The sequence below is a fragment of the Undibacterium sp. Ji42W genome, from assembly GCF_049340405.1.
Taxonomy (GTDB): domain Bacteria; phylum Pseudomonadota; class Gammaproteobacteria; order Burkholderiales; family Burkholderiaceae_D; genus Undibacterium.
On record NZ_JBMPOV010000013.1, the window covers coordinates 104,494 to 115,189 of the forward strand.

Below are 10,696 nucleotides of genomic sequence, written 5' to 3' on the forward strand. Positions count from 1 at the left end.
CTGTTTAGACTGTCATGATGAAACAAGCGCCTGTCAATCCAGCCAACCCAGCCAACCCAATAAACAGTTCACCCGGCATCCACAAGGCCAGCGACCATCCTCTTGCATTGATTCCTTTCTTCCGTCGCTGGCAGCCGGGCATACTGCGCGACTTGGTGTATACCTTCATACTGGGCCTGGGTTTCGCCCTGTTCTTTTTTGCCCTGTACGCATATAACCTGTCGCGAGAACGGTTTTTTGCGCAGCTATGGAATAATCTTGTCATCGCTATGTCGATTTCCTATTCCATCCATGTCTTGTTCGCGCTCAGCTCTTTTTTGCTTGGGCCAGGGCTAGAGAATATACGTGGCTGGAAGTGGGCAGCCTATTACACGGTTGTGCCTAGCTGCGGTGTTTTTGTTGGCTATTTTCTTGCTGTCATACTCATCAATCCGGCAGCACTGCATGTGAATTTTTTCAAGCCCAGCGTCATTTTTAACTTTGCCGTCGTTTCCATGCTGGTTTCTTGCGTGCTGTTGTTCGCCTATCTGATACGCGAGCGCGAGTTGCTGGACAAGGAAAGAATCGCGACAGAACAGCGGCGTGTCCTGGAGTTCGAGCGCCGTGCGCTTGAGGCGCAGCTACGCATGTTGCAGGCGCAAATAGAGCCACATTTCCTGTATAACACTCTGGCCAATGCGGTCGGCCTGATACAGCCTGATCCAGCGCGCGCCCGTCTCCTGTTGGAACGCCTGATTGATTACCTGCGCGCTACCTTGTCGGCCAGCCGTGACAGCGATACCCTGCTGCAGAGCGAGATCGATACGATCAGCGCTTATCTGGAGCTGATGAAGCTGCGCATGGGCGAACGCCTGCGCTACCGCATCGAACTGTCAGACCATGCCGCCAGCCTGTCCATCCCACCCATGCTCTTGCAGCCTGTCGTCGAAAATGCCATCAGCCATGGCCTGGAACCCAAAATTGAAGGCGGCGAAATTCTGTTGAAGGCACACGTAGAGATGGATCATCTGCATGTTGTCATCAGCGATACCGGTGTGGGTTTCCAGATGGTTGCCAGCAGCAAGCCAGGTGGCGGGGTAGGCTTGGCTAACTTGCGTGAACGTATAGCAGCACTGTATGGTAAACAAGGCAGCCTGCACATCACGGAAAATGCCGCAGGCGGCGTCAGCGTGAGCCTGCATCTGCCTTTGCCACTCCAACGCACACCTGAATTTAGGTCACGATAAAAACATGCCTACCGCACTCATAGCAGACGATGAAGTCACCCTCGTCCATTTTTTGAAAGCCGAGCTGGCAGTGCTCTGGCCTGAGCTGAAGATTATCGCCGAGGCCTACAATGGTGCAGATGCCTTGCGCCGGATCAACGAACTCTCACCTTCCATCGCCTTTCTGGATATCCGCATGCCGGGCATGAGCGGGCTGGAACTGGCCAGCCAATTGCAAGCTGCAAAGGCTGTACCGCTGGTGGTTTTTGTGACCGCTTACCACCAGTATGCGGTAGATGCCTTCGAGCGCGAGGCTGTCGATTATCTGCTCAAGCCACCGACCAGGGAAAGGCTGGACCGTTGTGTAGAAAAACTCAAGCGCCAGCTCGCTGCGGCAGACGCAGACGGTACAGCACCTGCTGCAGATGTACTTGCCAGGCTGATGTCCGTCATGACATCCATGACAGCGACGAATCCGGCCACCACACCGGGGCGCCTGGACTGGATACGCGCCGCACATGGCAATGACATCCGGCTGATTTCCATCGATGAGGTGATTTATTTCGAGGCGAATGACAAATACGTCTCTGTCTTCACAACCACGCATGAGTCACTGATACGCATGCCGCTGAGAGAATTGCTGGATGGTCTCGACAGCAGCCGCTTTTGGCAAATACATCGCGGCACGATAGTCGCCGTCAAACACATAGCAGGCACCACGCGTGACTTTCGTGGCCGCACTCTGCTCAAGCTCAAAGAGCGGCCCGAAGAATTACTCGTCAGCCGTGCTTATCTGCACTTGTTCAAGCAGATGTAGTTTGGGTGCGACGTGGATGGATATCAAGCCGCACTGCCAAACCTGTCCCTGAAAAATCCAGGCGTCGTCCCCAGATGCTTCATGAAACTGCGGTGCAGGGTATCGAGGCTGTTATAACCTGAATGGTCGGCAATCCTGGCCAGAGGCCAACTGGTCGTGATCAGTAAATTCTTGGCAAATTCCAGTCGGGCAGCATCGACAAAGCGTGCCGGTGTGCTGCCAGTTTCTTGCTGGAAGATGCGCGAGAAATTTCGCTCACTCATATGCACCCGCGCCGCCAGTGCAGGGGTACGCAAGTCACCCCTGGGTTGTGCCCGTATTTCGCTGAGTAATTGTTGCAGGCGCGGGTTGCTCTGGTTTTGCGATGAGACCTGGCTTTGCAGGGTGTGGCTGTATTGCGATTGCCCACCGGCGCGACGCATGTACAACACCAGCTCACGCGCGACCGCCAGGCTCAGTGCCGGGCCACCATCAGCTTCCAGCAGCGACAGGCACAGGTCTATGCCAGCCGTGACCCCTGCTGACGTATAGATGGGGCCGTCGGCGGTGTAGATCGCATCGGCATCAAGCTTCACCTCAGGAAACAGCTTTTGCAGCAGCGCGCAGCTATTCCAGTGGGTGGTGGCGCGGCGGCCATTGAGCAGACCGGCAGCAGCCAGCACCAGTGTACCTACGCAAACGCTGGCGATGCGACGGGTATTTTTACTGCGTGCCTGCAAGCAGAGCAGCAGGATATTCTCCGCCGCAGCTTCGCGCATGGCGGCTTCACTGCCACTGGTAACAATGATGGTATCAATCTCTGCTGGCAAATCCCTGAGTGCGCATACGCCATGTATTTCCAGCCCAGCGTGGGTGGTGATGACACCACCATGCGGGCTGGCGACGATCAGGCGGTAGGCAGGCATGCCTGGCGGCCTGTGCAGGTTGGCCACGGCAAACACTTCCATGGGGCCACTCAGGTCCAGGCTTTGTACACCATCCAGGGTAATGAAGACGATAGTGCGGGTATGCTTATTCATGGCAGAATTTGCGACAAGATTGGCACTACGGCCAAGATATTGATGATTATAGTGTGCCTGTGGATAAATCCCCGGAGTACTGATGAAAACAAAAATCCTGCTCTTCCTGTTCCTGGCCCTGAGTTTTTCCCTGGCTATTGCAGATACCCTGTCCACGCCTTTACCTGACTATCAGCCACGTTTTGGTCGCACACAGCCTGTCGTTGCCGTGGTCGCCGATAATGAAATGACAGAGCTGACCGATTTTGTCGTGCCTTATGCCGTACTCAAGGCTTCAGGTGCCGCGCAAGTCTTGTCCGTGGCAACCGGCAGCGGCGTGGTCAATCTCTATCCCGCGCTCACAATGCAGGCGGAGACGACAATGGCAGGATTTGACCAGACTTATCCACAAGGGGCGGACTATGTCATCGTCCCGGCTGTGCATAATGTGCAGGCTGCGGTACTGCAAAACTGGGTCAGGGCCCAGGCTGCCAAAGGTGCAGTCATCGTTGGTATCTGCGACGGCGTCTGGGTATTGGCGCATGCGGGTTTGCTGGAGCAGCGCCGTGCAGTGGGTTTCTGGTATTCCATGGACAGCCTGCAAAAACAATTCCCCGGCACGACCTGGGTGCGCAACCAGCGTTACCTCGCTGATGGCAAGATCATCACTACGACAGGCGTGACAGCTTCCCTACCCGCATCGTTGGCGCTGGTCGCCTCTATTGCCGGTCACGAGCGTGCCACTGCGCTGGCCTCTGAGCTGGGGATAAAAGATTACTTATCCACCCATGACAGCCAGCAATTCAAAATGCGTTTTGCCCATGCCACGACCATCACAGGCAACTGGCTGCGTTTCTGGTCACATGAAGAAATCGCGTTACCGCTGAGCGCAGGCGTCAACGATATCGCCCTGGCCCTGTATGCCGATGCCTGGTCGCGCACCTACCGTTCGCAAGTGAAAACTTATGCCAGCAGCAAGCAGGCAGTACAGAGTCGCTACGGCCTGCAACTGTTGCCGGATGCAGTGGCTAGTGTAACTGCCTTGGACAGAATAAAAAAAGAACACAACTGGCTGACAGAGATAGCGCCGGCAAGAGCCATGGACCAGGCTCTGCAAGAAATAGGCAAGGCCTATGGGCTGGCGACCAGGGCCATGGTCAGTACCTTTATGGAATATCCGCAATAGTAAGATACATCATGAAGCTGAACCAACTCCATGTAAACTGGTCAAGTATTGCTGTGCTAACGCAAAAGGACGACCATGTTTGCTTACAGATTCAAATTGCTGGCAATACTCTTGATGGGCCTTGCACTGGCGGCCAATGCCACCAGTGTCTTCCCGGGCAAAGAATGGGAGGACACTGCCAGCACCATGGCGCAATGCAAACAGGGCCAGGCTGAGCTCGATAACTATGTGCAAAAACAGGCTACGACAGCCCTGCTCGCCATCAAGGATGGCCGCATCCTGTACCGCCGTGGCCCTGTAGAAGTACCGGGCATCATAGAGTCACAGCGCAAAAGCATTCTGTCCATGCTGTATGGCAAATACGTCACCAATGGAGCTATCAATCTCGACCAGACCCTGGAGGCCGCAAATATCGATGATGTCGGTGGCCTCTTGCCCACAGAAAAACAAGCCAGGCTGCGCGACCTGCTGACCGCACGCTCAGGTGTGTTCCATGTCGCCGCCAATAGCGGCGATGATCTCGCCAACGCACCCGCGCGTGGCACGCAAACACCCGGCAGCTATTTTCTGTACAACAACTGGGACTTTAATGCAGCCGGCACTGCACTGGAAAACGCCACCCACAAAAGTGTCTATCAGCTGTTTGACGAAGACATCGCACAAAGCCTGCAACTACAAGACTACAAACTCAGTGCCCAAAAGAAATTTGGCGACAGCAGCAAATCCAACCACCTGCCCTATCACTTTCTCCTGTCCACCAGAGACATGGCACGCATAGGCCTGCTCGCCCTGCATGAAGGCAACTGGAATGGCAGGCAGTTGATACCAGCAGACTGGATGCGCCTGACCACCAGCCTCTACACCCCCTCATCCGACATGCACCCGGCCAGCACAGCCGCCCGCCATGTCGCTTATGGCTATATGTGGTGGGTACTCGAAGAACCCGCTGGTTCATCACTGCAAGGCGCCTACATGGCCTGGGGTTTGCATGGACAATACTTGCTCGTTATCCCCAGACTGGATATGGTCATTGCACATCAACGCCGCGTACCTGTGGATGGTAAGTGGGATGTGCCTAAAGTGAGTAAGAATGCGTTTATCTACATGGCGAAATTGTTGGTACAAAATTGTTCGTGATATGAATTTAAAACTTGAAGCTTGTACGATCAATGATGCCGTGCAGTTGGCTGAACTGCGCGTCCTCGCCATGCGCCCCAGTCTTGAACGCATAGGCCGCTTTGATGCAGAAAGAGCACGGCAGCGCCTGCTACAAAATTTTGCAGCCCAATTCACCAGGCTCATCAAACTGCATGACTTGCTCGCCGGTTTTGTAGTACTGCGTCCGCAGGACAATGATCTCTTACTTGACCACCTTTACCTGCATCCGGATTTTCAGCAACGCGGTCTCGGCAGTGCGGTCATTGAACTAGTACTGGCAGAAGCCGACGAACTCGGAAAGATCATCCATGTTGGTGCCTTGCGTTACAGTGGTGCCAACCGTTTTTACCTTGTTCATGGCTTTGTTTTGCATGAAGTAGCAGAGTTTGATAATTACTATTTGAGGTATCCACAGCATGGACCATTTAGAGGTGCATAGCCTTGCGTATTCGCACGCTTCATTTTAAGGTGGTCATTGATATTTTTCAGCCTCTGGTATGCGTGCGATTACGTTGCACTAATCGCACCTACGCAGGCATAATGCACTCAATTCAACTCACGAGTATCAAGGAAAATATGATTCGTTCCCTTATCGGAATTTATATATTGTTGGCGACGTTTTCTGTCCAAGCCGACACACTAAAATCAAAAGCCGAACTTAAGCCGTTATCTGAAAAAATCATGGTGCAACTTGCAAAGGGCGACGCTGCAAATGCCTTTAAAGTGATCGAACAATTTATGTCTATTCCAAGCAAGGAAATATTGACCAGTTCTCTTGAGTCACTGTCACAGCGGAAAAAAAACGATTCACGATATGGCGCGCCAGTTGGCTATGAATTGATTAAAGAAACCAACATGGGCGATTCGATCATACGACACCAATACATCGAAAAGCGAGAGCTCCACGTAATTGTATGGACGTTCTATTACTATAAAACACCTAAAGGCTGGATTTTAGATACGTATACCTGGAATGACGGAATTCAAACTTTGTTTCAACAATAGTTTCGGTATTGATTTTTCAATTTTTCTACATGCGTAGCTGCGAATAGCCACGCATACTCGCAAGCATGATTTTAAGAGGGCCAGTAGTATTTGTGGATTAGACATGCGTGCGATTACGTTGCACTAATCGCACCTACACGCAACAAGCATTCAAAGGACCTATTCTCAATAGCAGATGGCGAAACTGTTTGTCCAGTTTTGCTCGTGAAGTGAATTATGGTTTTCACAGATAATGGACGACACCCAAATGCTTATCCAGCTTCGCTTGCTCTTCCACATCCAGCGTTGCCCTGTGCGCCCTGATGGTATAGCCGCCATGCATGGCACCATCGTGATTGATCATCCAGTCGATGATGGCTGTATCCTCAAGATTGAAAGTGTCGCCAATTTCATAATCACGCAACTCTGCAGGTACTTCAAATAACTCGCCTGTGAAGCTAGTATCGCTGGTTTCAATCACTCTCAACCACATAAACATATTGCCAGTGGCAAGTACAAATTTAGTTTTGATCAGAGGGAAAAATTCTTCCTCAGTATTCCTGTGGATAAGCTTTCTGAAATGTGGCAATGATTGTTGGGCGTCTGCAAAAGCTTGCTGCATGCTTGCATCGTTTGAATTGCTCATGGTGATTTTTATACCGGGGTCGAGATCAGGCTTACGGCCCATATCTCTCCTGCACATTTGCCAGTCATACCAGCAATTTTCTGGATCGATATCGTCATAGCCGCGTGACCCGGCAAGTTCGCTAGCATCGGGTTTTTCCATCATGATGACACTGGCATTGTCACGGATTTCTATGACTTCGTCATAGCTTAAGTGGCTGCCTTTCTTGTCTTCTACATTGACAAGAATAGCGACCAGTGCCGGGATAAAAACGGGGACTAATTTTTCTTCACTCATATTGATTCCATCGCACGCAGGAGTGCCAGAAGAGAAAATTCTACTCTGGCAATCCGCAGCGTATAGAAATTATCTGTGCAAAGATAAATTTTATTGTGACAATTTATTTCCTGGGTGGCGGATTATTGTCCCTGTCTTCTGGCGGACGTGGTGGCCGCTCTGGTTTGGCAAACAGGCCCTTGGGTGAATTGGTGCAAGTCGCAGAAATCTTGCCTTCGCGTGGCGTAGTGATTTGCACTACGGCACCTTCTTTCTTGCCTTTGCAATCTTCATAGGCTTGTGGTGGTGGTTCACGCGGTGGCCTGTCATCCTTGCCAGCTTCAGGCGGCTTTTTCTGGTCACCGCCGGGTGGTTGTGCATGAACAAACAGGCTGGCACCTAATGCAGCCATGAAGATACTGGCACGGGCCAGGTTTAATAAGTTTTTCATCCTGTTTCCTTTCAAGGGTGTTGGTGACAGGATAGATCTTAAGCAAAAACTATGAAGGAAAAGTGGAGATAGCCACTTTTTTACATAGCTTTACCTTGTCACGCTCACACTGATCCTGTCATATCTTCCATAAGCATCAAAGGCAGTAATGTCATAACGCCCTGCCTCAGGAAATTCTATGATCTGTGACTGGTTGGCCAGCTTGTTTGCCACCAGATGGCCATTCACCATCCAGCTGACTTCTGCCTGTGAGCCACGGATTTCCAGCCTGGCTTTGGGTACTTCCTTACCGCTGGCCCTGTGCAGGATTTCGCCATCGCTGAGGCCGACTATCTTGATGCTTTCATCCGCATTGTAGATCGCTGCACATTCTGTTGCCCAGGCGGGTGGCAGGGCGAGCTTGCGCAGTCCTGCATCCAGCCAGGGTTCAAGGGCTGAGGGCCAGCGTGCAGCCTGCAATTTATCCATAGGGCGTTTGCTGCATTCGGGGGCTACCCGCAAGCCGCTCTGGCTATCGACAAAGTAACTGAATATAGGCGAGGCGGTTTTCAGGCGGTCAGCAAAGCTTGGTGGTGCTGCACCATTCAAGACCCAGGCCGTGCGTTGTAGCGGACAAAGCTTTTCTGGCTGCTCGCTGGCGCGTGTGCCAAGCGGCCAGCAGATTTTCTCCTGGCTGACGGTGACAGGTGGCGTACCCGGACTCGGGCTGCGGCCATCGGGGATGGCGGTGAAGATATCCACCAGCAAGGGCGCGGCCACATTCGCGCCAAAGAAGCCGGGATTGGGTGTGCCATCTGGCCGCCCTACCCATACACCTATGGTGTAGCGGTTGCTGACGCCGACTGCCCAGGCATCGCGGAAACCAAAGCTGGTACCGGTCTTCCAGGCGATACCGCGGTAACTGCCATTGCCTTCGACGGCGCGTGCCACTGGCCCGCCAGTTTCCAGTATGTCGCGTACGATGAAGGCAGCGCCCTCACTCATCATTCTTTGTTCCTTGCGCGGCGCGACAGGTGTCATGCGCGGTACGGCGGCCATGCCTTTGCGGGCTAGTGAAGAATAAGCGCCGACCATGTCTTCGAGCTTGGCTCCAGCACCGCCGAGAATGACGCTGAGATTGGGTGTGGCGCCACGCGGGAATTCCAGCTTCAAGCCACCACGCCTGAGCATAGAGACAAAGTTCGATGAGCCCAGTTGTTCCAGCACTTCAACCGCGGGCACATTCAGGGATTTCACCAGCGCCTCAGACACGCTCACCGGGCCACTGAAATTTTGCTGGAAATTGCCAGGCTGATAGCCAGAAAAAGATTGCGGCGTATCTGATAATAAAGATTCTGAATGGATCAGGCCTTCATCAAGTGCAAAAGCATACAAAAAGGGCTTGAGAGCAGAACCCGGCGAACGCGCCGCCCGCACCATGTCGACATCGCTGAACCTTTCACGGTCGCTAAAGTCTGCCGAACCGGCATAGCCGAGCACTTCGAACGTGGCATTGTCCATCACCATGGCGGCCATCGATACATGCGGTGGCAATTGCCGTATGCGGTCGGCCAGCAGGGTTTCCAGCGTTTGCTGAATTGCTGTTTCAACCGTAGTCTGGATGACGGTTTGCTGGCTTTTTGTACGCCTGACCTGTTGCTTCATACGCAGCGCAAGCAAGGGTGCCAGCAGGGGTTCACGCACAACTTGCGCTGTCACAGGCTCGGTCAGGGCATCTGCAATGATGTCCTCGCTCCAGTTACCCTCCATGCGTCGTATCACCTTGTCACGCGCCACTTGGGCACGTTGTGGATAACGGTCTGGCCGCAAGACGGAGGGTAATTGCGGCAGCACAGTCAGCAGTGCAGCTTCTGCATGCGTGAGGCGGCTGGCAGGCTTGCCGAGATAGGCGCGACTGGCTGCTTCCACCCCTTCGAGCACGCCGCCCATTGGCGCATAGTTGAGGTACAGGGTCAGGATTTCTTTCTTTGAATAATGCGCTTCCAGTTGCAGCGCACGCGCTACCTGCTTGAGCTTGCCACGCACGGTATGCGGCGTAGGGTCAATAATGCGCGCTACCTGCATGGTGATGGTAGAACCACCGGAGACGATCTTGCCATTGTGCAGCCATTGCCATGCTGCCCGCGTCAGTGCCAGTGGATTGACACCCGGATGCCACCAGAATGCGCGGTCTTCATACTGCGTCAATGCATCAACATAGTAGGGCGAGACTTCTTGCAGGCTGATGGCGTGACGCCAGATGTGGTCTTTGTCAGGGAAGGCGCGCAGGGGTGTGCCATCGCGGGCCAGGACTACCATGGCGTAGGGGGAATCGCGACCTGGTTTGGGCAGGGGGAAACAGAGGTCGGCGATGATGAAGGTCAGGGCGATGGTGATGATTGCTGCCCATTTCTTTTTATGGGTGAGCAAGGCTTTGCGCAGATAGGTGAAGTTGGCGTACTTCTTGAGATTGAGCGTCATTCGATGGAAATTTTTTATTAATCTCGGATATGGAAAAATCAAATAGACGGCAAACGAGCAATGTGGATGGTGGTCGAATTGATCTTGTTTTTGGTGTTGCTGCTGTTTTTGACTTTGATTTTTCTCTTGATCTTCAACCGCTTGGGACGTAGCAATTTGTGCTTCACAGAAAATGGATCAGAAAGCTTCGTTGTTTGAGCGTAGCGAGTTTCGAAGCTTTCCCATTTTTTGTGATGCGCAAATTGTGCTGGAGCGCAGCGCAAGCACCCGAAGGGCAAGTCTGCGGTCGCCTTTCTTTGATTCCTTTCTTTGGCGAAGCAAAGAAAGGAATTCGGGCGCCGGGCCGAGACCCGGCTGGTATCTGCGAAGGGCAATCGTTTTAGTCGAAGTACGGTAATGCAACGAACGCCGCTGGGCTCCAGCCTTCGCTGGAGCGACGTCTTTATAATTGCCGTTCATAGACGAGCGTTTCTCCGTTTTTCCTCTGTGTCTCGGTGCCTCTGTGTGAGTGGTTTTAGGTCTAACCATAATGAACG

At 52.9% G+C, this 10,696-nt stretch carries 10 protein-coding genes; 6 read left to right on the top strand and 4 right to left on the bottom strand.

All coding sequences use genetic code 11. From position 1 onward, the window contains the following. Positions 1 to 14: 14 nt before the first annotated feature. Both ACO0LG_RS24765 and ACO0LG_RS24770 read left to right on the top strand, forming a co-directional pair. Positions 15 to 1,226, top strand: coding sequence for a sensor histidine kinase (locus ACO0LG_RS24765; RefSeq protein ID WP_423030462.1), 1,212 nt, complete (start codon positions 15 to 17; stop codon positions 1,224 to 1,226). Between the two features lie 4 nt (positions 1,227 to 1,230). Further along, positions 1,231 to 2,022, top strand: coding sequence for a LytR/AlgR family response regulator transcription factor (locus tag ACO0LG_RS24770; protein WP_423030464.1), 792 nt, complete (start codon positions 1,231 to 1,233; stop codon positions 2,020 to 2,022). A 23-nt stretch (positions 2,023 to 2,045) separates the two neighbouring features. Here ACO0LG_RS24770 and ACO0LG_RS24775 read toward each other — a convergent pair whose 3' ends face one another. After that, entirely contained in the window at positions 2,046 to 3,041 is a 996-nt protein-coding gene (locus ACO0LG_RS24775; RefSeq protein ID WP_423030466.1) for a GlxA family transcriptional regulator, read from the bottom strand. Between the two features lie 82 nt (positions 3,042 to 3,123). Between ACO0LG_RS24775 and ACO0LG_RS24780 the strand changes: the two genes are divergently transcribed. The 4 genes from ACO0LG_RS24780 (at position 3,124) to ACO0LG_RS24795 (ending at position 6,369) form a co-directional block, all read left to right on the top strand. Then, positions 3,124 to 4,206, top strand: coding sequence for a DJ-1/PfpI family protein (locus ACO0LG_RS24780; RefSeq protein ID WP_423030468.1), 1,083 nt, complete (start codon positions 3,124 to 3,126; stop codon positions 4,204 to 4,206). 75 nt (positions 4,207 to 4,281) lie between these two features. Next, entirely contained in the window at positions 4,282 to 5,343 is a 1,062-nt protein-coding gene (locus ACO0LG_RS24785) for a serine hydrolase domain-containing protein (RefSeq protein ID WP_423030470.1), read from the top strand. A gap of 1 nt (position 5,344) precedes the next feature. Continuing rightward, the gene (locus tag ACO0LG_RS24790; RefSeq protein ID WP_423030472.1) at positions 5,345 to 5,803 is read left to right on the top strand and encodes a GNAT family N-acetyltransferase; all 459 of its coding nucleotides are present in this window, start codon (positions 5,345 to 5,347) and stop codon (positions 5,801 to 5,803) included. Positions 5,804 to 5,940: 137 nt separating this feature from the next. Beyond that, on the top strand, positions 5,941 to 6,369 hold the full coding sequence (locus tag ACO0LG_RS24795; protein ID WP_423007269.1) for a hypothetical protein: 429 nt from the start codon (positions 5,941 to 5,943) through the stop codon (positions 6,367 to 6,369). A 223-nt stretch (positions 6,370 to 6,592) separates the two neighbouring features. Here ACO0LG_RS24795 and ACO0LG_RS24800 read toward each other — a convergent pair whose 3' ends face one another. The 3 genes from ACO0LG_RS24800 to pbpC all read right to left on the bottom strand — a co-directional run bounded on the left by ACO0LG_RS24800 (position 6,593) and on the right by pbpC (position 10,160). Further along, complete coding sequence (locus tag ACO0LG_RS24800; protein WP_423030475.1) at positions 6,593 to 7,270, bottom strand: DUF2314 domain-containing protein; 678 nt, start codon at positions 7,268 to 7,270, stop codon at positions 6,593 to 6,595. Between the two features lie 103 nt (positions 7,271 to 7,373). Further along, positions 7,374 to 7,700, bottom strand: a complete 327-nt coding sequence (locus ACO0LG_RS24805; protein WP_423030477.1) for a hypothetical protein — start codon at positions 7,698 to 7,700, stop codon at positions 7,374 to 7,376. Positions 7,701 to 7,790: 90 nt separating this feature from the next. Beyond that, the gene (gene pbpC, locus ACO0LG_RS24810; protein WP_423030479.1) at positions 7,791 to 10,160 is read right to left on the bottom strand and encodes a penicillin-binding protein 1C; all 2,370 of its coding nucleotides are present in this window, start codon (positions 10,158 to 10,160) and stop codon (positions 7,791 to 7,793) included. Positions 10,161 to 10,696 lie beyond the last annotated feature (536 nt).